We start from the raw sequence: 24,299 nt of genomic DNA on the forward strand, positions 1-24,299 counted from the left end.
GGCGCCCTTAGAATCCGTTCATGCAGGACACTTCTCCCCCTCTCACGGACACACAGGCAGCGGAAGCAACGTACGCCGATGCACAGTCTCTTGCGGCGGCACTGTCGCGCCCGATCGTCTTCGTGGACCTGGAAACCACCGGCGCCGATGCCCAGCACGACCGGATCACAGAAATCGGCGTGATCGAAGTCGGCCCCGACGGGATCCTGGAATGGGACACATTGCTGGATCCCGGCATCGCCATTCCTCCGTTCATCCAGCGCCTGACCGGCATCACGGACGAGATGGTCCGTGGCCAGCCCGCTTTCGCGTCGATCGCCGAGACGCTGGCCGAGCGCCTGCAAGGCCGCCTTTTCGTCGCCCACAACGCGCGCTTCGACTACGGGTTCCTGAAGAATGAGTTCCGGCGCGCCGGACTGACCTTCCGTGCCGATGTCCTGTGCACAGTCAGGCTCTCACGCTCCCTGTTCCCCTCGGTGGCAAAGCACGGGCTGGATGCGATCGTCGTCCGCTTCGGCCTGGAGCCCCGCGCACGCCACCGGGCGCTGGCCGATGCCGAACTGCTCTGGCAGTTCTGGCAGAAGATCCATGCGCTCTATTCCGTCGAACTCGTCGCTGCCGCCACACGAGCGCTGATCCGGCGCGCGAGCCTGCCCGCCGGCCTCGAAGAGACGGCGCTGGATGAGGTGCCCGATACCGCGGGCGTCTATCTGTTCTATGGCGACAACGATGCGCCGCTCTATATAGGCAAGAGCGTCCATCTGCGGCAACGCATCGGCGCGCATTTCTCGGGCGATTACCGCGTCGGCACCGACATGCGCCTGGCCCGGCTCGTCCGGCGCGTGGAATGGCGCGAGACCGGCGGCGAAATCGGCGCCCTGCTGCTCGAAGCGAGCCTGGTCAAGTCGATGCAGCCCGTTCACAACCAGTTGCTGCGCAGGAACACCCGGCTGTACACGTGGGAATTCCTCCCTGAATTGCCCGTGCCACGCCTGCGCTCGGATATCGATACGGATTTCAGTCGACGTGGCCACCTGTACGGCGCATTCCCCAGCCGTGGCGCAGCGCACGGCTGGCTGCGACGGCTAGCAGACGAGCATCAACTCTGCCAGGCAACGCTTTCGCTGGAGAAGACGACACGCGCGGGCAGCCCCTGCTTCGCGCGCCAGATTCACCGATGTGAGGGCGCCTGCGTCGGTGCGGAAGACTCGCGCCGCCACCGCGCGAGAATCGTCACGGCCATGGCCGGATCGGAGCTCAAACCCTGGCCCTTCAGCGGCCCCGTCGCCTGGCCTGAAGTTTCGGGAACGCAAACCTGGTGGCATGTCGTAGAGGACTGGTGCTACCTCGGCTCGGCGCGAAGCCAGGAAGACGCCGCGGCGCTGCTTGCCGCGCCAGCGCGTTTCGAACTCGATACCTACCAGATCCTGGCTTCGCGCCTGCCGCAGTGGGCGCCCAATGTCGTGCAACTAGTGTCTACACGCAGCTTCGAGTTGACCTTTTACGAGTCCCCCGCGCATGACGATCATGCCCGCCCGACAGCGTTGCGCCAGCTGGCATCCCGAAAGCCGCCGGCTCGGCACGCGCCCACGCCGGGCCTGTTCGACAACTGACGCGCCAAAGTTCCGGGCCTCCGTGCCCCAGCGCGCATAGCGCGCTTGCACCGGCCGAAGCGGCTCCGCTAGCCTTTACTGAGGGGCCTGGCGCCCTGATTGCAGCCGCGGAGTCGCCCATGCCGGCCTCAAGTTTCCTTTTTCTCGCCCTGCGCACGCCCAGGGCCGCGATCCGTCGCACGGCACCCGCGGCTGCCGCCGTATTCGCCATGATTTTGGCTGGCGCTTGCGCCAGCATCGAAAGCGACACGATGCGCAGCCTGCTCGATTCCTGGAAGGGCGTACCGATCGATGAGGCCAAGGCACAGTGGGGGCCGCCGCAGACCGTGCAGGCGGTGCCTGGCGGTACGGCTTACGTCTGGCAAGACATTGTGCAGCCGCCCGCCAAGCCACAGACTGCCGAGGCTCGCGACGCTGGCGTGGATACCCCCCGCCTGCCGGGACGCTGTGAACGCTGGCTGGTGGCGGGGCCCGACGACGCTGTCATGTGGGGAGACTGGCGTGGCGACGCTTGCTGCGTCACCACGCTCTCCGGGAACTGCGCCGCGCTGAAGCACCGGACTCGCCAATAAGAACTGGCGCCCGCTCAGCTTTCGGCGACTGAGCGTCTCAATCGATCCTCGCGCCCGACCCCTTCACAGCCTGTCCCCAGCGCTTCTGTTTGGCCTTCCGTCCAGGACCCGGTGTTTGCCAGCCATGGCGAGTACTCGCGCAGCTGCCAGCGCCATGGCAACGCGCGCTCCCGGCGCACCACGGATGCAACATGCACGCGTACCAGCCGTTCGGCGCCGGCAAAAGCCTCGACCTCGTCGCCCTCCCAGATGACCTCGGCATTCCCGCTGACATGCAGCAGCGAACCGTTGCCGAAGTCCGGCACGAGGATCCCCGCGCGCGGATTGACCAGCAGGTTTCCGATGGTATTGAAGAGCTTGTTGCCATTGAAATCGGGAAAGGTCAGCGTGCGCGTGTCGTCCACACGAATGAAACCTGGCCTCCCGCCGCGGTGCGACACATCGACGCCTTCGCCCCCATCCTCGCCGGGCTTTGCCTGGTAGTGGCTGGCGATGAACAGCGTATCCGCACGGCGCAGCAGGGCAACGGCTGCCGCATCCAGTTCGCGTCCGTGCCATGCAACCGTCGACGGCTCCGATGACCGGGCGGAGTCGAGGTCGCGCAGCTGGATATAACGCGGGCAGTTGCCGAAGCTCTGTTCGACCGCGACGGTGATGCCGCCGTCATCGCGCAGGACGATAGTGCCGTTCATGCGATTGCGGCGCCGCGTCGGCAGCTCGATGCCGAGCAAGCCTATGCGCCTCCCCTCCTCCAGCGATTGCACAAGGGGATCGCCGGCCTTCGGCAAGGCATCGATACGCAAGTGGGCCGGATCGGGCGACCAGGCAAACCCCGGCTCCCCGGTCAGCAGCGTCGCCCACGGCAATCCAGAGCCATCGACCGCGCCCGCAACCACGAATGGCAACTGGCCAAAGAACGTCCGGTGCTGCTCGGGCATCTCGGCACGGATCATGCGCCGGCCACCGGCGTCCATCTGCTCGCGCACGCCGGCCCGCTCCTGGGCGGCAAGCTCGCCGGCGTGAAACGGAGAAGCGCGATGCGGGCGTACGGGCAGTTCCATGATGGGCTCCTGGATGATCGGGGATCTTGCGGCTGACTGGGTCGCAGGCGCTGTCTCAGGCGGCGAGCCCGATGCCAGACACCGGCATCGGGACGAATCCGGGCAGCGCCTCGATGCGCCGCAGCCAGGCATTGAGCGCCGGGTACGGCGACAGAGCGACGCCGCCCTCCTCGGCGCGCGCGATATAGCTGTATGCCGCCACGTCCGCCAGCGTCGGCCGGCTGGCCGCCAGGAATGGCTGGCTGGCCAGGATCGGTTCCATCAACCCGAACAGGCGCGTGGCGCGGGCACGCGCATCCTCAACCGGCAGCGCGGCGCCGAACAGCACGGAAAGGCGCGCCGCGGCGGGACCGAACGCGATCTCTCCGGCCGCGACCGAGAGCCAGCGCTGCACCGCCGCGGCCGCGGCCGGATCGCGCGGCAGCCAGTTACCGTCGTCATAGCGCGTGGCCAGATACACGAGGATGGCATTCGAGTCGCTGACGATGGTGCCGGCGTCATCGAGCACCGGCACCTGCCCGAATGGATTGAGGCGCAGGAATGCCTCGCGCCTGTGCTCGCCGCCACGCAGGTCGACGTCGACCAGACGGTATGGCAGGCCCAGCAAGGAGAGCATCAGCTGCGCGCGGTGCGCGTGGCCGGACAGCGGGAAGCGATACAGGATCAGCGGCGTCGATGGCAGGGTGGTCGGCGGGGCGGTCGGCGGGGTGGTCGGATTGGGCATGGCAGGCTTCGTTGGCTGGGTGGAATGAGGCCATTGTGGGAGCCGCCAGCGGCGCAATAAAGAGGACTTGCCGTATTTGACTACTCCAATAATCGGAGTAATGTGCCGCAATGGACAAGCTGAAAGCCATGCAGACCTTTGTGCGCATCGTCGACGACGGCAGCCTGACCGCGGCCGCCGCGTCGCTGGATTCCTCGCTGCCCGCGGTGGTGCGTACGCTCGCCGCGCTGGAGTCAGCGCTGCAGGTCCGCCTGCTCAACCGCACGACGCGCCGCCTGTCGCTCACCGACGAGGGACGGCGCTATCTCGACAGCTGCCGGCGCATTCTCGCCACCATCGACGAAGTGGAAGCCGGACTGACCGAACGCCACGTCGAGCCGACCGGCCAGCTCCACCTGACCGCGCCGATGCTGTTCGGCCAGATGTACGTGGCGCCTGCCGTGACACGCTTTGCCCGGCGCTACCCGAAAGTGCAATGCCGCATGTCATTCACCGACCGCGTTGTCAACCTGCTCGAAGAAGACCTGGATGTCGGCGTGCGCATCGGTCCGCTGGCCGACTCCACGCTGGTCGCGCAGACGGTCGGCCACATCCGCCGGGTCGTGGTGGCCACGCCGGCGGTACTGCGGCGCCACGGCGTGCCCCGGCACCCGGATGAGCTGGCCAAGTCCGCGTGCATCCGCGTGACGGGCGCCAACGCACACTGGTGGACCTTCCAGGAACAGGACAAGGAATTCCAGGTGCCGGTCGCGGGCAACCTCGAATTCAACCAGACGGCGCCCGCAGTGGCCGCGTGCGCGGCCGGCGCGGGCTTCGGGCATTTCCTGTCCTACCAGGTCGACGACCTGGTGCGGCAACGGCAGTTACGCATCGTGCTCGAGCCGTTCGAGCTGCCAGCCTGGCCGCTGTCGCTGATCTATCCGCACGCGCGCCTGCTGCCGGCCCGCACCCGCGCCTTCCTGGCGTGGATGCGCGATGATCTCGAGCCGCGCTTTCGCTGAAGCCCTGAACCCGGCCAGCGCGCGTCCGAGGGGCCCCGACAGGAAAACCGGCAGACCGTCCATAGCAAGTGACGCGTCAGGTGGAAATGTGAAAACACGCTTGACGTCCCTGCCATCCTGCCCGTATGGTTCAAAACCGAATCATAATTCGAATTATCTAAATAAAACTATGCGAGACATGACCCCAGGAGGCACCTTCCCAACTTCCGCCTTTCCGCGCGTGGAGACCCCTTCGATCCTGCAGCCTCCGCGCCAGCGCCGCGCGCGCGAAACCGAACAGGCATTGCTCGGCGCGGGACGCGACCTGCTCGCGCAACGGGACTTTGCAGCGGTATCGGTGGCCCAGATCGCGGCGGCGTGCCAGGTGTCGGTGGGTGCCTTTTATGGCCGCTTCCGCGACAAGATGGCCTACTTCGAAGCCCTGCGCGCCGTGGTGATCGAAGAAACGGCCGAGTCCGTCAAACGCTACCTGAGCCAGCAACGCTGGGAAGACGTCCCGACGCACCTGCTGCTTGAAAAGGCCATGCGCTTCCTGGTGCTCGGCGTCATTGCCAACCGTGGCGTCATCCGCGCTTCGCTGCGGCATGCGTCGACTCGCCCGGAGGAATGGCTGCCCCATCGCCAGAACGGCGACGCGGTAGTAGAGCGCATGGTGCTACTGCTCGTGCCCCGCCTGCCCTTGCCGGTTCCCGAAGCCGAGCAGCGAGTGCGCTTTGCCATGCAAGCCGTATTCAGCATGCTCGTCAACGCGGTACTGAACGACCCCGGGCCATTCCACCTGGATGACGAACGGCTGCCGGTCGAGATGACGCGCATGCTGATCGGCTACCTGGGCGTGGAAGTCGCGCCGGCCTGACGTCCCATTTCAGGGGTTTCCGCGTGATCCCGGCCGCAGGTAATGCAGGCCGGCGATAGCCGCTATGAATTTCCATGCGCCTTGCTTGGAAGGCGCATGTTAGCCCCCTAGAATCTCGCCTACACACTGGCTGGCCCATCCGCGCATCCAACCCTTCCTGCCGGTGCGCCGCGCTTTCGCGGAGCGCCAGCACATCGAACCTCGAGAATCTCCATGGCAACCCTCTTCCTCGTCCGGCACGGACAGGCCTCGTTCGGCGCGGCCAACTACGACTGCCTTTCCGCAACCGGCCGGCAGCAGGCGCGCTGGCTCGGCGAGTACTTACGGGATCGGGGCCTCAACCTCAAGCGCGTCGTGGCCGGCACGCTGGTGCGCCAGCAGGACACGGCCTCGGAAATCCTGTCGGCGATGGGCATGGCGGGATCCTCGATGGCATCGCATCCTGGCCTGAACGAATACGACGGCGAGGCGCTGTATCGCGCCTATACCGGCGGCGCCGACCACCGCGCCCACCAGAACGGCGACTACCATGACTACTGGCGCACGTTCAGGTCGGCCTATCACGCCTGGACTCAGGACACCCTTGCCGATATGCCGGAATCCTGGACCGAGTTTGGTGCGCGCATCGATGGAGCGCTGACGCAGGCATGCGAAGGCACCTCGCGAGAAGATGCCATCCTGGTGGTGAGCTCGGGCGGCGCCATTGGCCGGGCCGCCGCGGACCTGTTGGGCGCGCCCGCGCAAACGGCCATCGAGTTGAACCTTCAGTTCCGCAATACCGCATTCTGCGAAATCATCGTCGGCCGCGACACGCGCCGCTTGCTGAGCTTCAACAGCGTGCCGCACCTGGAAACGCCGGACCGCCGCAGCGCGCAGACGTTCGCCTGAGTTCTCGGCGCGTAGCGCCGTCAAAAGGTCTTGCCAGATGAAGTCCCGGAGCATCCGGGCTGGAATTGGAGCCTGTTCCGGCGAGTGGCGCGGGCACTTTGACATGCCCGCGCCGCCGGTCCTTCTCCCTTTACGCTTCTCTGCCAGCGTCGTTGCGACGCCAGTCGGAACAGTGGCGATGCCATATGCCCTGGCAACTGCCGCCCCGGCGACTGGCGCAGGCACTTTGACATGCCCGCGCCGCCGGTCCTGCTCCCTTTACCCCTTGCCCTCCGCCGAACCGAGCGGATACCGGTTGCCCGGCGCAGCGCTTACAGGCGCTCGATAATGGTGACGTTGGCCAGCCCGCCACCTTCGCACATGGTCTGCAGGCCGTAGCGCTTGCCATGTGTATGCAACGAATGGATCAGCGTGGTCATCAGCTTGGCGCCCGAGCCGCCCAGCGGATGGCCCAGGGCGATGGCGCCGCCATGGATGTTCAGACGTTCCGGATCGGCACCGACAGCCTTGAGCCACGCGAGCGGCACCGGCGCGAAGGCCTCGTTCACTTCGTACAGGTCGATGTCATTGATGCTCATGCCCGCCTTCTTGAGCGCATGCTGCGTAGCCGGCAGCGGCGCTTCCAGCATGATCACCGGGTCATGGCCGATCACGGTCATGTGGTGCACGCGGGCCAGCGGATTGACGCCCAGCTTCTTCAGGCCGGCTTCGTTGACCACCATCAGGCCTGCCGCGCCGTCGCAGATCTGGCTGGCCGTAGCCGCCGTCACACGACCGCCCTCGGCGATCAGCTTGACGCTGCCGATCGATTCCAGCGTGGAATCCGCGCGAATGCCTTCGTCGGCGGTATGCATCTCGCCGTTGCGGGTGCCATCGGCCAGGCGAACTTCCACCGGCACGATTTCGGCATTGAAGCGGCCCGCGCGCGTTGCGGCGGCAGCGCGCTGGTGGCTCAGCAGTGCGTAACGGTCCAGGTCCTCACGCGAAAAGCCGTAGTTGCGCGCGATCATTTCCGCGCCGGTGAACTGGCTGAACTGCACACCCGGGTAACGCTGCTCGACGTTCGGGCTCTTCGGCACGCCGAAGCCGTTCTTGGCCGGCAACTGCGACGACAGGCCCATCGGCACGCGCGTCATGCTTTCCACGCCCGCAGCAATGACGATGTCCATCGCGCCCGACATGACCGCCTGCGCGGCGAAGTGCAGCGCCTGCTGCGACGAACCGCACTGGCGGTCGACCGAGGTACCCGGCACGCTTTCCGGCAGGCGCGAGGCCAGGATGGCGTTGCGCGCCACGTTGCCGGCTTGCTCGCCGACCTGGCTCACGCAGCCCATGATGACGTCTTCGATCAGCGCGGGATCGGCACCGGTGCGGTCCAGCAGCGCGTTGAGCACCTCCGCCGCCAGGTCGGCCGGATGCCAGCCGGCGAGCCTGCCGCCCTTGCGCCCACCCGCGGTACGTACCGCGCCAACGATATATGCCTCTGCCATGTGATCTCCTTGAACGGTGCCGGCACAATGACCAGCCGTATAACCTCGATGCTCGTATTGTGTTGGCGTGATCCGGTGCGCGCGTCGTCGGAAGCGACGAACCGCGCGCCCGGGCTCAGGTCCGCGGCGCGAGCACCGCAAAAATGGCGGTGGCACGCAGCAGGCAGCGTTCCCCGCTCATCACGCGGCACGTGCCATAGCGCAGGCGCGAACCGAGCTTGTCGAATTCCACGCGCGCCTCGAGCCAGTCGCCGACGCGCGCCGCGTCGAGATAATCCAGGCTCAGGTTGACCGTGACGGCGGCGTTCTTCCGCTCGGTCTCGATCTGCATCATCATGCCGATCGCGGTATCGGCCAGCGTGGCCAGCATGCCGCCGTGCGGAATGCCGAGATTGTTCAGATGATGCTTGCCGACACGCACGGCCAGGGTGCGGCGCGGCAGATCGACATACAACTGGCCAAAGTGGCCCATGTAGCCGTCCAGCTCGCGTAAGGCCACGAAGCCCTCGGGCACGGCCTCCGCGGCAGCGCCCGCCGCCGCATTGTCATTGGTGGCCATGGCGGCAATGTCCCCTTCCGCCATGGCTTCAGCCGAAATAACGCGAGGCGACACCAAGTTGCTCGCGGCACTCCGCCACCATGCGCGCTACCAGCTCTTCGCAGCTCGGCACATCGTCGATCAGGCCCACGCACTGGCCCGCGCTGACGATACCGCCATCGGGTTCGCCCGCCACCAGCGCCGCCTTGCCACGCTGGCCGGTCACCAGATGCCGCACTTCTTCGAACTCTGCGCCGCCCGGACGGCGTTCGATGCTGACCACCTCGTCGGAGATCGCATTCTTCAGCACGCGAGCGGTGTTATGCATGGTGCGGAAGATCAGGTTGGTATCGCGCTCGCTGGCCGCAACCAGTGCCTGCTTGATGTTGTCGTGGATGGGCGCTTCACGCGTGGCACAGAAGCGCGTGCCCATGTTCACGCCCTCGGCGCCCAGCACCAGGGCCGCCGCCATGCCACGGCCATCGGCGATGCCGCCCGAAGCGATCACGGGAATCTGCAACCGGCGCGCCGCCAGCGGAATCAGCACCATGCTCGGCACGTCGTCTTCGCCGGGATGGCCCGCGCATTCGAAGCCGTCGATCGACACCGCATCGACACCGAGGCGCTCGGCCGATAGCGCATGGCGGATCGCCACGCACTTGTGGATCACCTTCAGGCCGGCGGCCTTGGCGCGCGCAATGTGCTCCTTCGGGTTGTTGCCTGCCGTTTCCAGCACCTTCACGCCACTTTCTATGATGACGTCGAGATAACGCGCATACGGCGGCGGATTGATCGACGGCAGCAGCGTGAGGTTGACACCGAAGGGACGATCGGTCATGTCGCGGCAGCGGCGGATTTCCTCGGCCAGTGCCTCGGGCGTCGGCTGCGTCAGCGCGGTCAGGATGCCCAGGCCGCCGGCATTGGAGACGGCAGCGGCCATCTCGGCATAACCCACCCATTGCATGCCGCCCTGGATGATCGGGTAGCGGATGCCCAGCATTTCGGTGATACGTGTCTTCATGGTTGTCCTTGGTTTCAGCCGCGCAGCCTGCCACCTGGGCAGTCCGCGCCACGCTGGGCCAGTCTAAGGTGCCCCAGCGCGCCTTAGCTTCGTCGAAAACGACGATTGCGGGAGACGGATTCTGCACTAGTGTGGACCAGACCCACCCACGCCGCCTGACAGCCATGACCCAACCCACCCCGACCTTCGAGACCCTGCGCTACGCCGTGGAAGACGGCGTAGCGACCATCACCCTGCACCGGCCCGACCAGCTCAACGCCTTTACGGCCCAGATGATGCAGGACCTGATTGCCGCCTTCGACGCCACCGATGCCGACGACAACGTGCGCGCCGTCATCGTCACGGGCGCCGGCCGCGCCTTCTGCGCGGGCGCGGACCTGTCGGGCGGCAGCTCCACCTTCGATTTCGAGAAGCGCTATGGCGCGAAGCCCGACACGGCCCACCGCGACGGCGGCGGCCGCGTGTCGCTGCGCATCTTCCGCAGCCTCAAGCCGGTCATCGGCGCGGTGAACGGCGCGGCGGTCGGCGTTGGCGTGACCATGCAGTTGCCGATGGACATCCGGCTGGCGTCCACCGATGCCAAGTTCGGCTTCGTGTTCGCGCGGCGCGGCATTACGCCGGAAGCCGCGTCGTCGTGGTTCCTGTCGCGCGTGGTCGGCATCTCGACGGCGCTCGAGTGGTGCTACACCGGCCGCGTATTCTCGGCGCAGGAAGCGTTCGAGCGCGGCCTGGTGCGCTCGCTCCATGCGCCCGACGACCTGTTGCCCGCCGCCCGCGCCATTGCGCGGGAAATCGCCGATAATGCGGCGCCGGTGTCCGTGGCCATCTCGCGTCAGCTGATCTGGCGCATGGCCGGCGCCAGCCACCCGATGGAAGCGCACAAGCTCGACAGCCGGGCGATCCAGTCGCGCGGCCGCTCGGCCGACGTCAAGGAAGGCGTCAGCGCTTTCCTCGAAAAGCGGCCCGCGGCCTTCCCGGACCGCGTTTCGGCAGACATGCCGGACTTCTTCGAATGGGGCGGCGAGCCTCCGTTCGCTTGAGGAGCAGCCAAGATGAAAGTCAGCCAGGCGGTCGACAGCCGCAAATCCGTGCGTGGTTTCCTGCCCAAGCCCGTTGATCCCGATACCATCCGCCGCGTGCTGAACACCGCGGCACGCGCGCCCTCGGGCGGCAACCTGCAGCCGTGGCACCTCCACGTGGTCGGCGGCGAAGAGATGGATCGGCTCAAAGGCATCATGCGCCAGCGCGTGGCGGAAGCGCCCGGCGGCGAAGACCGCGAGTACGACATCTATCCGCGCGAGCTGGCCCCGCCCTACCGCGATCGCCGCTTCGAAGTGGGCGAGGCGCTATACCGCTGCCTCGATATCCCGCGAGAAGACAAGCGGGGACGCCTGGCCCAGTTCGCCAACAACTTCGCCTTCTTCGGCGCGCCGCTGGCGCTGTTCTGCAGCGTTGACCGGCGCATGGGCCCGCCGCAATGGTCCGACCTTGGCATGTACCTGCAGACGGTGATGTTGCTGCTGCGCGAGGAAGGCCTGGACAGCTGCGCACAGGAATGCTGGGCGATCTATCCGCAGACCCTCGGCAGCTTCCTGTCGCTGCCGCCCGAGCGGATGCTTTTCTCGGGCATGGCAATCGGCTACGAAGATACTGAAGCACGCGCCAACCAGTTGCGCACGCCACGCGCGCCGCTGGAGGCGTTCACCGAGTTCATGGGTATCTGACAAGGTAGCAAGGCGCGCCGGTCCGGCGCGCCTTTTTTACAGCAGCCCGAGCTGCCTGGCGATAGCCACTGCCTGCGTGCGGTTGCTGGCGTGCAGTTTGGCGCTGATATTGCGCAAGTGCGTGCGCACGGTGGTTTCCGACACGAACAGCCGCTGCGCCATGGCGACGTTGGAAAAGCCTTCGGCCAGCAGTTGCAGCACCTTCTGCTCCTTCGGCGTCAGCGGTTCCACGAGCGGCGCCGGCGCAGGCTGGTTCGCCGGGGCCGCGTCCGGTCCCATGCCGCACGCGTCGAGCAGCTTTTCCACATACGCCGACGGCAGGTTGCCGCCTTGTCTCGAACAGGCCTGCGCCACCAGGCGGCGCACTTCGTCACCCTCGTCGGCAAAAATGCGGACAAAGCCTTCCGCCGCACCGAAGCGCAACGCTTCGCTCATGACCACGAGCGCCTGCGCGCCGTCACCCGTGCGCTGATACGCCTGCGCCAGCAGGATGCGCAGCTTCAGCGCGCGCCGCATCAGCTGGTTGGACACCGCCGCCGCCAGTTCACGCTCCAGCGCCTCGCGCACCGGCGCAGTCGGCTCGACATGCAAGGCCAGCCGCAGGCGGCCGACGGTGATGTCTTCGACATCGCTGGCAAAGGAGCTGACGCCCGGGCGCGTACGCCACAGCGCGGGGTCGGCCGCCCGCTGCAAGGCTTCCTCGGCGGCATGCCGGTTGCCCTGGCGCAAGGCCAGCCGCGCGCGTTCGAGCATTGCGGCCATGACCAGCCGCGTCAGGCCACGATGGTGGCCGAGATGCTCCAGCGCGGCCAGCCATTCATGGGCCTGGTCCGCTTCGCCGCGCTCGAACGCAATGCGCGCGAGCACCAGGTGTCCGGTGATAATCTGGTCCGGCAGGCCCAGGTCTCGCGATAGCGGCAGATAGACATTGAGCAGCCGGCCGGCGCGGTCGGAATCGCCACTCTCATAGAGTCCTTCGGCCAGCAGGATGCAGGCCATGGCATTGCCATTGGTCGGCCCGAACCGGTTCGGCAGCATGGTGCGCGCGGCAATGCGGAAGCGTCCCAGCGCCTGCTGCAACCGCCCCTGGCGCAGGTCGATCAGCCCTTCGACCGACTCCGAGAAGATCTTGTTGAAATTGCTGTCCGACCCGCGCACGGCCTGGCGCGCGACGGCCAGAAGACGGCGCGCCTCGGCGTAGTCGCCACTGACCGCCGCCAGCCGGCCCATCGACGTGGCGAGGATGGCATCGGGAAACGCGTAGCCCATCGGCAACGGCGGCAGCTCATTGCGCGCAAAGGCACGGGCATCGTCGAAGCGATCCATCATATTGAGCAGCATGTGGCGCAACGCGCGCACATGCGCCAGCAGTTCACCGGCCGCCCCTTCGGTGGATGCGGACTGCAGCAAGGCAATGGCCTCCGCCGGCCCGCGCGTGAACGACACCGCCCACGCGCGCGCGATCTGCAGCTTCGGCCAGCGCGCCAGTTCGTCGGGCGGCACCACTTCCAGCCAGCGCGTCAGCAGCCGCATGCGCCCCTGCGCCAGCAGGTCGCCCGCGGCGCTGTCCAGCAGCTGCAGCGCATGGGCCACGGCCCCCGCGGCAAACGCGTGCTCGATGGCCGGCACCGGGCGCCCCTGGCCTTCATACCAGCGCGACGCCGCCATGTGCAGTTCGGGCACAGCCTGCGGCAGGGTCTGTGCGAGCTGTCCGCGCAGGAAGCTGGAAAACAGGCTGTGATAGCGATACCACTGCTGGGGCTGCTCGCCCGTGCCGCGCTCGCCATAGCGCTCGCTTTCCAGCGGCAGCAGGAACAGGTTGGCACGCTCCAGCCATGCCAGGATGTCGGCACTGTTGCCGGCCGGAACTTCCCCCTCGACGGACGCCGGGGGTTGCGGGCCGGCCTGGTACAACGCGTCGCACAGCGGTCCGCACAACTGGTCGAGGATCGACGTGCGCAACAGGAAATCGCGCACGGGCTCGGGCAGGTGGTGAAAGACGTCCTCGACGAGGTAATCGGCAATGGCCGCGTTCGAGCCCGAGAAACCCGCGATAAAGGTCTCGGGCTGCGCGCGCCGCTCCATGGACACCGAGGCCAGCCACAGCGCCGTAGGCCATCCTTCGGTACGCCGGTGGAGCGCGCTGATGGCGGCCTGCTCCAGCTTCAGGCCACGCGCCTGGCGCAGGAACGATTCGGTTTCCACGGCGCTGAAGCGCAGTTGCGCGGGTTCGATCTCGAGCAGCTCGCCGCGTGCGCGCAGACGGCCAAGGCCGGTCTCGGGCACCCAGCGCGTGCCGACCACGACGCGCGCGCCCGGCGGCAGGCTTTCGACGAGTTGCCAGACCAGCCCCACCACGGCCGGGTTCTGGAGCGCTTCGAAGTCGTCCAGGAACAGCGTGAAGGCGCCAGGATGCCGCGCCACGCGGTCCATCAGCGCGAGCGCCTGCTCGCCGGCATCGACGCCGGCATGATCGGCGGGACGCTTCGATCCGCCTTCGAGCACCTGCGACAGCGCCACCTCGAGCGAACCGATGAAGCGCGTGGCGTCATTGTCGGCACGATCCAGCGTCAGCCAGACCGTCGGCACGCCGGTCGATTCCAGCCGCGCCCGGCATTGCAGCATGGCCGTGGTCTTGCCGAAGCCCGCCGGCGCGCGCACCAGCACGAGCCGCACGAAGCCCGCCGCGCAGACGGTGTCGCAGATGGCCGATCGCTCGACCTGGTAAGGGGTCAGCAGGGGCGGCCGCAGTTTCGCGACCAGGGTGCCAGTGCCCGTGCCCGGCGCCGGGCGCGGGGCAGTCTCCTCTTTGCTCGCCATTGGCTAGTTTGTGCTCCGCATCCGGGTTCAGCCTTGCCCTGTGTACTACGGGCCGGCCGATGGGATGGCGCGGCCGTGCCGGGGAATGAACAGGGAATTATGGCGTAAACCGACCCGGGCGTCGGCAGGCAAGGCCGCGACAGGCCATCGCGGCGCCGGTCGGCCTCAAACCAGCTTGTTGCCGTGGCCGGCCCAGTAGCGGTCGCGCAGCACTCGCTTGAGCAGCTTGCCGGTCGGCAGGCGCGGCAGTTCGGCGGCGAAGTCGACGGTGCGCGGGCACTTGATGCCCGACAGGTTCTCGCGGCAGAACGCGATCAGCTCGGCTGCCAGTTCAGGCCCTGCTTCAGCCATGCTGGCCGGCTGCACCACGGCCTTGACCTCCTCTCCGAAATCCTCGTTCGGCACGCCGATCACGGCCACGTCCATGACCTTCGGATGGGTCATCAGCAGGTTCTCGGCCTCCTGCGGATAGATGTTCACGCCGCCGGAGATGATCATGTTGGCCTTGCGGTCGGTCAGATAGAGGTAGCCATCCTCGTCGACGTAGCCGATGTCGCCGATGGTGCTCCAGCCCTCGTGTTCGGGATGGCGCGACTCCTCGGTCTTGGCCGGGTCGTTGTGGTACACGAACTGGCGTCCCTCGGCGAAATAGATGGTACCGGGCTGCCCCGCCGGCATCAGCGTACCGTCCGCATCGCAGATGCGCAGCTTGCCGATCATGGCGCGGCCGACCGTGCCCTTGCGCTGCAGCCATTCGGCCGAGCTGACCACCGTCACGCCATTGCCCTCGGTGCCGGCGTAGTACTCCCACACCACTGGTCCCCACCATTCGATCATCTGCTCCTTGACCTGCACCGGGCACGGCGCCGCGGCATGGATGGCCACGCGCAGCGACGACACGTCATAGGCCGCGCGCGTTTCCTCCGGCAGCTTGAGCATGCGCGAGAACATCGTCGGCACCACCTGCGTATGCGTGATGCCATGCTTCTGCACGAGCCGCAGGAACTGCTCCGCATTGAAATGCTCCATCACCACCGAGGTGCCGCCCAGCGCCTGCACCGACATGTTGTAGCGCAGCGGCGCGGCATGGTACAGCGGTGCCGGCGACAGGTAATGCATGTCGGGCCCGAAGCCATACAGCTTCTCGGTGAGCGTGGTCAGCGAAGTCGGGGTGTCGATGTCCGGGCTGCCCGGTGGCGCGTAGACGCCCTTCGGACGCCCGGTGGTGCCCGACGAATACAGCATGTCGCCGCCCGTGGTTTCGTCCTCGATGCGTTGGGCCGGATACTGTGCCAGCGTGGTTTCGTACGATGTGTAGCCGGGCAAGGTGCCGTTCAGCATCAGATAGCCCTTCAGGCCCGGCACCTGTTCCGCCAGCGCGGCGGCCACTTCCGCTTGCGCGTGCGAAGTGATCAGCATCTGCGCGCCACTGTCGCGGATGATGTACGCGGCATCCGCCACGTTCAGGCGTGTGCTCAGGCAGATGAAGGTGATGCCGCTGCGCTGCGCGCCCCAGCACAGCTCGAACAGCCGCGGATGGTTTTCGATCAGGAAGGCCACGCGGTCGCCCGGTTGCAGGCCATGGTCGCGATAGAGACGGGCCACCTGGTTGGAGCGCTCGTCCAGCTCGCGGTACGTCACCACGGTGCCGTTGTCCATGATGACGGCCGGCTTGTCTGGGGTGCGCTGCGCGTGGACATACGGGTGCATGGTGGTCTCCTGGAATTCGAATGGGTACCGCCGCGTCGACGGCGGTTGTGCTGGGTGCATTCTCATGAGCCGGGCCAGACTCGGGCATCGTCGGAAACGACGAACGGGACGGGCACGCCATGCCGCAGTGCGGAAAGAGCAGTCCGCCGGGCTTCGTCCGATGCGACGATGCGCACGCGACAAGCTTGCGCCGAAGATGGCCGTCGCCGCACATCATTGCGTCATTGCCCCTCCCCTTCCCATCCCCATTCCGGGCCCATCCCTTGCCCAAAGGAGCCGCGGTGGATTTCCAGTTCAGCGAAGAACAATCGATGCTGCGCGACACGCTCGCGCGCTACCTGGCCGATCACTATGACTTCGAAGCACGGCGCGCCGCCGTGCGCACGGACGCCGGGTGGCGCCCCGACTGCTGGCGCGCCTTCGCGCGCGAGCTAGGCATCCTTGGCGCCGGATTTCCCGAGGCGCTGGGCGGCCTGGGCGGCGGCGCGGCCGAACACTTGATCGTCATGGAACAATTCGGCCGGCACCTGGTGCTGGAACCGTACCTGTCGACCGTCGTGCTGGGCGGCGGTGCCCTGCTGCAAGGCAGCAACGCACTGGCGGAACAATGGGTGCCGGCCATCATCGGCGGAGAAGCCCTGGTGGGCTGGGCTCACGCCGAGCCGGCCAGCCGCTACTGCCGGCACGACGTGCAGGCCAGCGCGGTCGCCGACAGTGCTGGCTACGTAGTCGATGGCCACAAGTCCGTCGTAGTGGGCGCACCGTTCGCCACGCATTTCGTCGTCAGCGCCCGCACCGGTGGCGCACGGCGCGACACCGACGGCATCAGCCTGTTCTGGGTGCCGCGCGATACGCCGGGCGTGACGCTGCGCGAGTACCCGACCATCGACGGCAACCGCGCCGCCGACGTGCGGTTCGACCAGGTCCGGGTGCCGTTCAGTCACCTGATCGGCACCGAAGGCCAGGCGCTGCCGCTGATCGAGCAGCTGAGCGACGCCGCGCTCATGGCGCTGAGCGCGGAAGCCAATGGCGCGATGGCCCGCATGCTGGCGGACACGATCGACTATGCCCGCCAGCGCAAGCAGTTTGGCGTCGCCATCGGTAGCTTCCAGGTGCTGCAGCATCGCATGGCCGACATGGCGATGCAGCTCGAACAGTCCGTGGCGCTGACCCAGGTCGCGGCCATCCAGGCCACGGCGCCGTGGCGCGAGCGCGCCCTGGCAGCCTGCGCGGCGAAGGCACAGGCCGGGCAGGCCGGCCGCTTCATCGGCCAGGCCGCGGTGCAGATCCACGGCGGCATGGGCGTGACCGATGAGCTGGCGGTGGGCCATTACTTCAAGCGCGTGACGGCCATCGACCTGCAGTTCGGCTCCGCCGAGCACCACCTGGGCCGCTACGCCGACCTGCTCTATCCCGCGGCAGCCTGAGGCTGCGCTACCCGACCCCAGCATCCTTCCGTCCTTCAGCGAGGCCCGCCGATGCATCTCAAATTCTCCAAGCAAGACCTGCAGTTCCGCGACGAAGTACGCGCCTGGATTGGCGAGGCGTTCGATCCCGAATTGCGCGCCATGATGGCGCAAACCAAGAACGGCTACCTGGACAAGGCCGGCCAGGTGCGCTGGCAAAAGGCGCTGCACGCGCGCGGCTGGGCCGCGCCCAACTGGCCAGAGGCATACGGCGGCCCGGGCTGGACGCCGGCGCAGCGCCACATCTTCCAGTCGGAGCTGGCCGCGGCCGGCTGCCCGCCGGTGTCGCCGATGGGCCTGAAAATGGTCGCGCCCGTCATCATGAAGTACGGCACCGAAGAACAGAAGGCACGCTTCCTCCCGCCCATCCTGCGATCCGATGTGTGGTGGTGCCAGGGCTATTCCGAGCCCAATTCCGGCTCCGACCTGGCATCGCTGCAGATGCGCGCGGACCTTGCGACCGACAGCGAAGGCGCCCACTACGTCCTGAACGGCTCCAAAATCTGGACCACGCATGCGCAATGGGCCGACTGGATGTTCTGCCTGGTGCGCACCAGCCGCGACGCGCGGCGCCAGGAGGGCATTTCGTTCGTACTGGTCGACATGCGCACGCCCGGTATCACGGTTGCTCCGTTACCCACGCTGGACGGCCCGATGCCCGGGCAGCAGGAAGTCAACCAGGTGTTCTTCGACAATGTGCGCGTGCCGGTCGAGAACCGCATCGGCGAAGAGGGCATGGGCTGGACCTACGCCAAGTACCTGCTCGAGTTCGAGCGCGGCGGCACCTATGGCCCGACCCTGGGCAAGCAACTGGCAAAAGTCGCCGCGATCGCCGCCGATCAGCCCGGCGATGATGGTCGACCGCTGCTCGCAGACGCCGGCTTCCGCCGCAAGCTGGCCCAGCTTCACCTGCGGGCGGCCGGACTGCAGGCGGTGGAACTGAAACTGTTCAGCGGCGTGGAATCGGGCAAATCGATCGGCGCGGCGTCCAGCATGCTCAAACTGCTGGGGACGGAGGCCATGCAGGCCATCAGCGAACTGGCCGTGGAAGCAGCCGGTCCGGCAGCGCTACCCTTCGTGCAGGACACCTGGGCCGAGATCCAGGGCCGCGAGGCACCGCCGCGCGTCGGGCCCGAGTATGCCGCCGTGCTGGCGCCGCGTTATTTCAATTACCGCAAGGCTTCGATTTACGGTGGCTCCAACGAAATCCAGCGCAATATCATCGCCAAGCTGATGCTCGGGCTCTAGCACCACCCGAAACTTGCCACGGACAGAAGCCCGCGAAGCGGGCTTTTGTCTTTGCAAGCCCCCGTTTCCCGGTCTACCCGACGCCTCCTTGTCTCCTTGTTGCAGGAATGGCTTGACGCGCAGCTTTTTTCGCGAATAAACTTTTATGAACAATGCGTTCATTTATGAACATATACCGGCAGCTGCAGATTCCGAGAGATCTGCGGTGGCGCCCCCATCACTGGCAGACAAGAGGCAGACAACATGACTTCATTGAAGATCGGCATCAACGGCGCCGGCATCGGCGGCCTTGCAGCGGCGATTGCGTTGCGCAAGCTCGGCATGGACGTGACCGTGTACGAACAGGCCTCCCGCTTCGCGCGGGTCGGCGCCGACATCAACCTGACCCCGAACGCCGTGCGCGCGCTTGACGGCCTTGGCGTCGGCGACGCGTTGCGCGAAACCGCCGCGCGCCCGACCCACCGCATCAGCCGCACCTGGGACACGGGCGAGGAAACCTCGCGCCTGCCCATGTCCGACGAGGCCGAGCAGCGCTACGGCGCGCCGCAACTGACCATGCACCGCGCCGACCTGATGAGCGCGCTGGAAAGCGCGGTGCCGGCCGCCCACGTCAGGCTCGGCCACAAGGCTGTGGCGATCGATCGCAATGGCGGTGACATCACCGTGCGCTTTGCAGATGGCAGTGAAGACCGGGTGGACGTGCTGGTCGGCGCGGACGGCATCCATTCGATGGTGCGCACCGCCCTGTTCGGCCAGGAAAGCCCGATCTTCACCGGCGTCGTGGCGTACCGCGCGGTGGTGCCGGCCGAGCGCCTGGCGGGCGTGCCAAATCTCAACGCCTTCACCAAGTGGTGGGGCACGGATCCGGCCTCGCAGATCGTCACCTTCCCGCTCAACCGTGGGCGCGACATCTTCGTCTTTGCCACCGTGGCGCAGGAAAGCTGGCGCCATGAGTCATGGACCACGCCGGGCCGCGTGGAAGACCTGCGCAGCGCCTATGCGGGTTTCCACCCGGAAGCGCGTGCCTTGCTGGATGCCTGCGATGACGTGCTGATCTCCGCCCTGTACGTGCGTGACCCGCTGCCGTCGTGGTCGGACGGCCATGTCACGCTGATGGGCGATGCGTGCCACCCGATGATGCCGTTCATGGCGCAAGGCGCGGGCATGGCAATCGAGGACGGCGTGGTGCTGGCGCGCTGCCTGGCCGACGCCGCGGGCGACGGCTTTGCCGCCGTGCCGGCCGCGCTGGCGCGCTACCAGCGCGCGCGCCATGAGCGCACCAGCCGCATCCAGATCGGCTCGCGCAGCAATGCGTGGCTCAAGGAGGGTGGCAATGCCGACTGGGTGTACGATTACGACGCCTGGAATGTTGCGCTGGGATAAGCGGTAAGCGCGACTTGCCGACTGCGTGTTCCAGCATTGCCAGCAGTTTTCACGGCCGCGCCTGCGCGGCCGTTTGCCTTTCCCGATAACCATGCCCAAGCCACCAAGCCCCGAAACCGACGACATTGCCGACACCGACGACGCCAGCCCGCAACTGGTCTCCCCCGTCATCCGCGGCCTGCGGCTGTTGCGCTTCATTGCCGAGGGCGGCTCGACCGCCAACCTCAGCGAGGTCGGCCGGCGCATCGACGTAAATCGCGTCACGGTGATGCGGCTGCTCGCCACGCTCGAACATGAAGGCATGCTCGAACGCCTGCCCCAGGGCGGGCACGAAATCGGCTTCGGCTTCCTGAAGCTGTCCGCGCGCGTGCTGGCGGCCAATGACCTGACGACGTTTGCACGGCGCGTGCTGGCGCGCCTGAGCGCTTCGCTGCAGCTTTCGGCCTATCTGGTCGTGCGCGATGGCGGCCATGCGCTCTACCTGCTGCGCGATATGCCCAATACCTCGCTGGTCAGCAATATCCAGGTCGGCAGCCGCGTGGCCGCGCACCTGACCACACCCGGCCGCATGCTGATCGCGGATCTGCCGCCGGACGAACTGCGCGCCATGCTCGGGGATGATCCACTGCCGACCGTGACGGGCCAGAGCCCGTCCACGCATGCACGCCTGGCCGAAATCCTGGGCGCCGACCGCGAACGCGGCTGCGCGTGGAGTTTTTCCGCCTATGAAGCCGGCATCGACTCCTGCGCCGCACCCGTGCGCGATGCCAGCGGCGAGGTGATTGCCGCCATCAGCGTGGCCGGTCCGCAGCAGCGCTTCGAGGCCGATGGCACATTGCGCGAACGCGTGGAGCGTGAGGTCAAGACCGCGGCACGCGACCTGTCCGCCCTGCTCGGCGACCGAACCGGAAGCAGCCGGACGCGGTAGCACGCCCGGCCGTTATTCGGGCTTGATGCCGTATTCGTGGATCAGCTTCGCCCAGGCGGCCGTTTCCTCGCGGATGCGGGCAGCCAGCGCTTCCGGCGTGCTGGCAAGAGGCTCCATGCCTTGGCGCTGAAGCTCCTTCCGCACCTCCGCGCTGCCCAGCAACGACCGCACTTCGGCGGCCAGCCCGTCGGCGGCTGCCGCCGGCGTGGCACGCGGCACCAGCAACGCATACCAGGAACTGACGTCGATGCCGGTCACCCCCTGCTCGGCCAGCGACGGCACGCCCGGTGCCGCCGGGGACCGTTTCGACTGCGTCACCGCCAGCGCGCGCAGCTTGCCCGACTGGATAAACGGCGCCAGCGTCGGCCACGTGCCCAGCAGCAGCGGCACCTGGCCACCCACCACATCATTGAGGGCCTGCGTCGTGCCTTTGTAAGGGACGTGCAGCAGCGTCACATCGGCCTTGTGCCGGAACAGTTCGCCGGCCAGGTGCAGGCCGCTGCCAACCCCGGGACTGGCATAGCCAAGCGGCGTCCCGGCTTGCGCCGACTGCCGCGCGAGCCGGATCAGCTCCTGCACTGAGTTGGCCTTGACCGACGGATGCACGGCCAGTACGTTGGGCGAACTGGCCAGCAGCGATACCGGGCGAAAATCGCGTTCCACCTGATACGACAGCGCGGGAAACAGCGTCGGATTGATGGTCAGGTTGCCGGCCGGCACGACCAGCAGCGTGCAGCCATCGCCCGCGGCACGGCGCACGGCGTCGATGCCGATATTGCCGTTGGCGCCGGGCTTGTTGTCGACGATGTACGGAACATTCGCATGCCGCTGCTGCAGCCCGTGCGCAAGCGTGCGCGCCAACTGGTCGGCCGGTCCGCCGGCCGGAAACGGCACGACGATGCGTACGGTGGCGCAGGCGGCCGCGGCGTTCTGCGCCGCCAGGCCGGCCGCTACGAGCAAACCCGCCGACATGGCGGCAAGCCAACGGCGCCGGCGTGGGACCACGGCCCGCTCGCCGGCCTGACAGAAATGACTTCGCTGCATCGGTAGATGGTTTCAGCCCAGGCCAAACGGCCGGGGCGGTTCGGGCGGACGATAGTCGAGCAGCCGCGACAGTTCGGCGCCGGCTCCCCTGACCATTTCCACCATGTTGTCGAGTTGCTCCGGATCGATGCGCGATGCCGGAATCGTTGCGCCCAGCGCCGCCACCACCTTGCTGGTACGGTCGCGCACGGGCGCTGCAATGGTCGAGATACTGGCCTCGAAGAAGCCCTCATGCAGCACATAGCCGCGTTCGCGGTCGCGCTGCACCATGTCGTAGAGTTCCTCCACCGTGCGCGGCGTGCTTTCCGAGAACACCTCCAGCCGCGATTCGGGATACAGGGCGCGCAGCTCGTCCAGCGACAGGTCTTCGAGCAGTACGCGCCCAAGCACCGTGGCATGCGCCGGCAGCCGCGTGCCCACATTCACCGTACTGGCAAACGGGCGCGGCGCCACGGACTTGGCCACATAGACGATGGAGCGCCCGTCGCGCACCACGAGGTTGCACGGGTAATGGATTTCGTCGCGCAGGCGGTCCAGCAGCGGGCGGCCCAGCTCGGTCAGTTCCAGCGACGCCAGGTAGTCAAAGCCCAGCCGCAGCACCGCCATGCCGAGCCGGAATTCGCGGCCGCCATCGGTGCGCTCGACAAAGCCCATCATTTCCAGCGTGGCCAGCAGGCGGAAAACGGTCGAGCGCGGCACCTTCAGGCGCCGCGCCAGCTCCGCGGCCGACAGCGTGCGCTCGCGGCTGCTGAACTCTCCCAGCAACCGCAGGCCGCGCTCCAGCCCCGGCACGATGTACTTGTCCTGGGCATCATCTGGCGGCGATTCGGTGGTCATGGTTTGTCTCTGCTATGGCGAGTGATGGCGATCTTGATGCAGTGCGAGGTGCTGCGTGAGCGGCCTCCCGCCACTCCCGCGCATCCGTAGCTGTCCCATATATCACGCCTGAGCCCCGTAGGGTACCCGTCACGCCCACAAACCCCGCGCTTATTTCAGGTAGTCGCGCAACCAGCCCGCGCACTGCTCCCCGTACTGGGCCGGCCAGCGCACCACGATGGTTTCGTCGCGGCGGCGCAGTTCCACGCAGATGTCCGAGTGCGGCCCGCGCTGCAGCGGCGCACGGCCGAACAGCCGGGCGAGGAGTCCGCCGCCATGGCCATTCACGGCCGGCGCACTGACGGCATGGCCGTTGTGGGCAGCGAGCGGCACCGGCACGGCAACCGCCGGCATGGTGGCGGGCTGCTGCGCAGCGACCGCGGCGGGTGCCGCGGTCGACACCGCTTGCGCGCCTTGCGGCGACAGCCGCGCCAGCAGGTTGGCCCCGAACTCGTCCCACATGCGGTCGGCCTTGGTCTTCATCACGCTCAGGCCAAAGGTCCCGAGGCGGCCCAGCACATCGACCTGGACCGTGATGCGCAGCTGCGTCGAACCATCCTCCTGCTCCGTCAGGAAGATCTCGCTCGACTGGCGCAGCGAGCTGGCGACGGACGCATCCTCGCCGGTGCCTTCGGTGCGCAGGTAGTGCGGCGCGCGTGTCTCGACGATTTTCGTATGCAGGCGGAAGCGCGCATTGATGAAGGCGATCTTCACCGCCATGTGCGCGATGTATTCGACATCACTGATGACCTCGATTGATTCCATGCCGGGCACGCAGGCGCCCATCACGTTCGGGTCGAGCAGCAGTTCCCACACGCGCGCCGGCGGCGCCGCGGTGACCAGGGTCTTTTCAATTTCCACGCATTTTCTCCGCGGCGGACAGGATGGATTCGACGATGCCGACGTAGCCCGTGCAGCGGCACAGGTTGCCGTTCAGCCCATGGCGGACTTCCTCTTCCGTTGGGTTGGGGTTGTTGGCCAGCAGCGCGCACGACGTCATCAGGAAGCCCGGCGTGCAGTAGCCGCACTGCAGCCCGCCGCATTCCATGAAGCACTGCTGCAACGGATGCAGTTCGCCTTCGGCGGCCAGGCCTTCCACGGTCATGACGTGGCGCCCGCGCACCTGCGCGGCCAGCATCAGGCAGGACTTGACGGCCTCGCCGTCGACCAGCACCGTGCAGGCGCCGCAGATGCCGGTCTCGCAACCGCGCTTGGTGCCGGTCAGGTTCAGGTCGTCGCGCAGCAGGTCGGACAGTATGCGCCGCGCCGGGACCTCGACGGTGTGGGCTTCACCGTTGACGGTGACATCGATGGTGATCTTGCTCATGGGAACTCC

At 67.2% G+C, this 24,299-nt stretch carries 22 protein-coding genes; 11 read left to right on the plus strand and 11 right to left on the minus strand.

The window, feature by feature from the left end; all coding sequences use genetic code 11:
• The first annotated feature begins 20 nt into the window (after positions 1-20).
• Both ACIGJB_RS25160 and ACIGJB_RS25165 read left to right on the plus strand, forming a co-directional pair.
• Positions 21-1,613, plus strand: a complete 1,593-nt coding sequence (locus tag ACIGJB_RS25160) for an exonuclease domain-containing protein (protein ID WP_483732696.1) — start codon at positions 21-23, stop codon at positions 1,611-1,613.
• Positions 1,614-1,732: 119 nt separating this feature from the next.
• Positions 1,733-2,185: a hypothetical protein gene (locus ACIGJB_RS25165; protein ID WP_483732697.1), complete on the plus strand. Its 453-nt coding sequence runs from the start codon at positions 1,733-1,735 to the stop codon at positions 2,183-2,185.
• Between the two features lie 14 nt (positions 2,186-2,199).
• On the opposite strand, the gene ACIGJB_RS25170 is transcribed toward ACIGJB_RS25165, so the two are convergent.
• Both ACIGJB_RS25170 and ACIGJB_RS25175 read right to left on the minus strand, forming a co-directional pair.
• Entirely contained in the window at positions 2,200-3,246 is a 1,047-nt protein-coding gene (locus ACIGJB_RS25170; RefSeq protein ID WP_483732698.1) for a pyridoxamine 5'-phosphate oxidase family protein, read from the minus strand.
• Positions 3,247-3,301: 55 nt separating this feature from the next.
• Positions 3,302-3,970 (minus strand): glutathione S-transferase family protein, encoded by a 669-nt coding sequence (locus tag ACIGJB_RS25175; RefSeq protein ID WP_483732699.1) that lies wholly within the window; start codon positions 3,968-3,970, stop codon positions 3,302-3,304.
• A gap of 110 nt (positions 3,971-4,080) precedes the next feature.
• Here ACIGJB_RS25175 and ACIGJB_RS25180 point away from each other — a divergent pair, with 110 nt between their 5' ends.
• From ACIGJB_RS25180 to ACIGJB_RS25190, 3 genes are all read left to right on the plus strand, one after another.
• Complete coding sequence (locus ACIGJB_RS25180) at positions 4,081-4,971, plus strand: LysR family transcriptional regulator (protein WP_483732700.1); 891 nt, start codon at positions 4,081-4,083, stop codon at positions 4,969-4,971.
• A 169-nt stretch (positions 4,972-5,140) separates the two neighbouring features.
• On the plus strand, positions 5,141-5,827 hold the full coding sequence (locus ACIGJB_RS25185; protein ID WP_483732701.1) for a TetR/AcrR family transcriptional regulator: 687 nt from the start codon (positions 5,141-5,143) through the stop codon (positions 5,825-5,827).
• A gap of 213 nt (positions 5,828-6,040) precedes the next feature.
• Entirely contained in the window at positions 6,041-6,715 is a 675-nt protein-coding gene (locus ACIGJB_RS25190; RefSeq protein ID WP_483732702.1) for a histidine phosphatase family protein, read from the plus strand.
• A gap of 311 nt (positions 6,716-7,026) precedes the next feature.
• Here ACIGJB_RS25190 and ACIGJB_RS25195 read toward each other — a convergent pair whose 3' ends face one another.
• The 3 genes from ACIGJB_RS25195 to ACIGJB_RS25205 all read right to left on the minus strand — a co-directional run bounded on the left by ACIGJB_RS25195 (position 7,027) and on the right by ACIGJB_RS25205 (position 9,764).
• Positions 7,027-8,205 carry an acetyl-CoA C-acetyltransferase gene (locus ACIGJB_RS25195; RefSeq protein ID WP_483732703.1) on the minus strand — a complete coding sequence of 393 codons (1,179 nt, stop codon included), beginning with the start codon at positions 8,203-8,205 and terminating at the stop codon, positions 7,027-7,029.
• Positions 8,206-8,320: 115 nt separating this feature from the next.
• Positions 8,321-8,788: a PaaI family thioesterase gene (locus ACIGJB_RS25200; RefSeq protein WP_483712060.1), complete on the minus strand. Its 468-nt coding sequence runs from the start codon at positions 8,786-8,788 to the stop codon at positions 8,321-8,323.
• A gap of 4 nt (positions 8,789-8,792) precedes the next feature.
• Positions 8,793-9,764 (minus strand): NAD(P)H-dependent flavin oxidoreductase, encoded by a 972-nt coding sequence (locus ACIGJB_RS25205; protein WP_483732704.1) that lies wholly within the window; start codon positions 9,762-9,764, stop codon positions 8,793-8,795.
• 164 nt (positions 9,765-9,928) lie between these two features.
• Between ACIGJB_RS25205 and ACIGJB_RS25210 the strand changes: the two genes are divergently transcribed.
• Both ACIGJB_RS25210 and ACIGJB_RS25215 read left to right on the plus strand, forming a co-directional pair.
• The gene (locus ACIGJB_RS25210; RefSeq protein WP_483732705.1) at positions 9,929-10,804 is read left to right on the plus strand and encodes a crotonase/enoyl-CoA hydratase family protein; all 876 of its coding nucleotides are present in this window, start codon (positions 9,929-9,931) and stop codon (positions 10,802-10,804) included.
• Positions 10,805-10,816: 12 nt separating this feature from the next.
• The gene (locus ACIGJB_RS25215; protein ID WP_483732706.1) at positions 10,817-11,488 is read left to right on the plus strand and encodes a nitroreductase; all 672 of its coding nucleotides are present in this window, start codon (positions 10,817-10,819) and stop codon (positions 11,486-11,488) included.
• 36 nt (positions 11,489-11,524) lie between these two features.
• Here ACIGJB_RS25215 and ACIGJB_RS25220 read toward each other — a convergent pair whose 3' ends face one another.
• Together ACIGJB_RS25220 and ACIGJB_RS25225 are read right to left on the minus strand one after the other, a co-directional pair.
• The gene (locus ACIGJB_RS25220; RefSeq protein ID WP_483732707.1) at positions 11,525-14,308 is read right to left on the minus strand and encodes a winged helix-turn-helix domain-containing protein; all 2,784 of its coding nucleotides are present in this window, start codon (positions 14,306-14,308) and stop codon (positions 11,525-11,527) included.
• A gap of 165 nt (positions 14,309-14,473) precedes the next feature.
• Entirely contained in the window at positions 14,474-16,018 is a 1,545-nt protein-coding gene (locus tag ACIGJB_RS25225) for an AMP-binding protein (RefSeq protein ID WP_483732708.1), read from the minus strand.
• Between the two features lie 281 nt (positions 16,019-16,299).
• Between ACIGJB_RS25225 and ACIGJB_RS25230 the strand changes: the two genes are divergently transcribed.
• From ACIGJB_RS25230 to ACIGJB_RS25245, 4 genes are all read left to right on the plus strand, one after another.
• Entirely contained in the window at positions 16,300-17,445 is a 1,146-nt protein-coding gene (locus ACIGJB_RS25230; RefSeq protein WP_483732709.1) for an acyl-CoA dehydrogenase family protein, read from the plus strand.
• Between the two features lie 51 nt (positions 17,446-17,496).
• The gene (locus ACIGJB_RS25235) at positions 17,497-18,732 is read left to right on the plus strand and encodes an acyl-CoA dehydrogenase family protein (RefSeq protein WP_483732710.1); all 1,236 of its coding nucleotides are present in this window, start codon (positions 17,497-17,499) and stop codon (positions 18,730-18,732) included.
• 243 nt (positions 18,733-18,975) lie between these two features.
• Entirely contained in the window at positions 18,976-20,115 is a 1,140-nt protein-coding gene (locus tag ACIGJB_RS25240) for an FAD-dependent monooxygenase (RefSeq protein ID WP_483732711.1), read from the plus strand.
• Positions 20,116-20,206: 91 nt separating this feature from the next.
• Positions 20,207-21,043, plus strand: a complete 837-nt coding sequence (locus tag ACIGJB_RS25245; protein ID WP_483732712.1) for an IclR family transcriptional regulator — start codon at positions 20,207-20,209, stop codon at positions 21,041-21,043.
• A gap of 12 nt (positions 21,044-21,055) precedes the next feature.
• Here the strand turns inward: ACIGJB_RS25245 and ACIGJB_RS25250 are convergent, their stop codons facing one another.
• The 4 genes from ACIGJB_RS25250 to ACIGJB_RS25265 form a co-directional block, all read right to left on the minus strand.
• Entirely contained in the window at positions 21,056-22,087 is a 1,032-nt protein-coding gene (locus tag ACIGJB_RS25250) for a Bug family tripartite tricarboxylate transporter substrate binding protein (RefSeq protein WP_483732713.1), read from the minus strand.
• 12 nt (positions 22,088-22,099) lie between these two features.
• On the minus strand, positions 22,100-22,924 hold the full coding sequence (locus tag ACIGJB_RS25255) for an IclR family transcriptional regulator (protein WP_483732714.1): 825 nt from the start codon (positions 22,922-22,924) through the stop codon (positions 22,100-22,102).
• Between the two features lie 150 nt (positions 22,925-23,074).
• Positions 23,075-23,824 (minus strand): SRPBCC family protein, encoded by a 750-nt coding sequence (locus ACIGJB_RS25260; RefSeq protein WP_483732715.1) that lies wholly within the window; start codon positions 23,822-23,824, stop codon positions 23,075-23,077.
• Positions 23,814-24,290 (minus strand): (2Fe-2S)-binding protein, encoded by a 477-nt coding sequence (locus ACIGJB_RS25265; protein ID WP_483732716.1) that lies wholly within the window; start codon positions 24,288-24,290, stop codon positions 23,814-23,816. The genes ACIGJB_RS25260 and ACIGJB_RS25265 overlap by 11 nt, the downstream gene beginning before the upstream one ends.
• Positions 24,291-24,299: the final 9 nt, after the last annotated feature.

The organism is Cupriavidus sp. C2SS-8b, from assembly GCF_057073745.1.

Bases quoted from the DNA above. Each gene is read 5' to 3' on its own strand.
- ACIGJB_RS25160 (WP_483732696.1), top strand. From the start codon at position 21: ATGCAGGACACTTCTCCCCCTCTCACGGACACACAGGCAGCGGAAGCA.
- ACIGJB_RS25165 (WP_483732697.1), top strand. From the start codon at position 1,733: ATGCCGGCCTCAAGTTTCCTTTTTCTCGCCCTGCGCACGCCCAGGGCC.
- ACIGJB_RS25170 (WP_483732698.1), bottom strand. From the start codon at position 3,246: ATGGAACTGCCCGTACGCCCGCATCGCGCTTCTCCGTTTCACGCCGGC.
- ACIGJB_RS25175 (WP_483732699.1), bottom strand. From the start codon at position 3,970: ATGCCCAATCCGACCACCCCGCCGACCGCCCCGCCGACCACCCTGCCA.
- ACIGJB_RS25180 (WP_483732700.1), top strand. From the start codon at position 4,081: ATGGACAAGCTGAAAGCCATGCAGACCTTTGTGCGCATCGTCGACGAC.
- ACIGJB_RS25185 (WP_483732701.1), top strand. From the start codon at position 5,141: ATGCGAGACATGACCCCAGGAGGCACCTTCCCAACTTCCGCCTTTCCG.
- ACIGJB_RS25190 (WP_483732702.1), top strand. From the start codon at position 6,041: ATGGCAACCCTCTTCCTCGTCCGGCACGGACAGGCCTCGTTCGGCGCG.
- ACIGJB_RS25195 (WP_483732703.1), bottom strand. From the start codon at position 8,205: ATGGCAGAGGCATATATCGTTGGCGCGGTACGTACCGCGGGTGGGCGC.
- ACIGJB_RS25200 (WP_483712060.1), bottom strand. From the start codon at position 8,788: ATGGCGGAAGGGGACATTGCCGCCATGGCCACCAATGACAATGCGGCG.
- ACIGJB_RS25205 (WP_483732704.1), bottom strand. From the start codon at position 9,764: ATGAAGACACGTATCACCGAAATGCTGGGCATCCGCTACCCGATCATC.
- ACIGJB_RS25210 (WP_483732705.1), top strand. From the start codon at position 9,929: ATGACCCAACCCACCCCGACCTTCGAGACCCTGCGCTACGCCGTGGAA.
- ACIGJB_RS25215 (WP_483732706.1), top strand. From the start codon at position 10,817: ATGAAAGTCAGCCAGGCGGTCGACAGCCGCAAATCCGTGCGTGGTTTC.
- ACIGJB_RS25220 (WP_483732707.1), bottom strand. From the start codon at position 14,308: ATGGCGAGCAAAGAGGAGACTGCCCCGCGCCCGGCGCCGGGCACGGGC.
- ACIGJB_RS25225 (WP_483732708.1), bottom strand. From the start codon at position 16,018: ATGCACCCGTATGTCCACGCGCAGCGCACCCCAGACAAGCCGGCCGTC.
- ACIGJB_RS25235 (WP_483732710.1), top strand. From the start codon at position 17,497: ATGCATCTCAAATTCTCCAAGCAAGACCTGCAGTTCCGCGACGAAGTA.
- ACIGJB_RS25240 (WP_483732711.1), top strand. From the start codon at position 18,976: ATGACTTCATTGAAGATCGGCATCAACGGCGCCGGCATCGGCGGCCTT.
- ACIGJB_RS25245 (WP_483732712.1), top strand. From the start codon at position 20,207: ATGCCCAAGCCACCAAGCCCCGAAACCGACGACATTGCCGACACCGAC.
- ACIGJB_RS25250 (WP_483732713.1), bottom strand. From the start codon at position 22,087: ATGCAGCGAAGTCATTTCTGTCAGGCCGGCGAGCGGGCCGTGGTCCCA.
- ACIGJB_RS25255 (WP_483732714.1), bottom strand. From the start codon at position 22,924: ATGACCACCGAATCGCCGCCAGATGATGCCCAGGACAAGTACATCGTG.
- ACIGJB_RS25265 (WP_483732716.1), bottom strand. From the start codon at position 24,290: ATGAGCAAGATCACCATCGATGTCACCGTCAACGGTGAAGCCCACACC.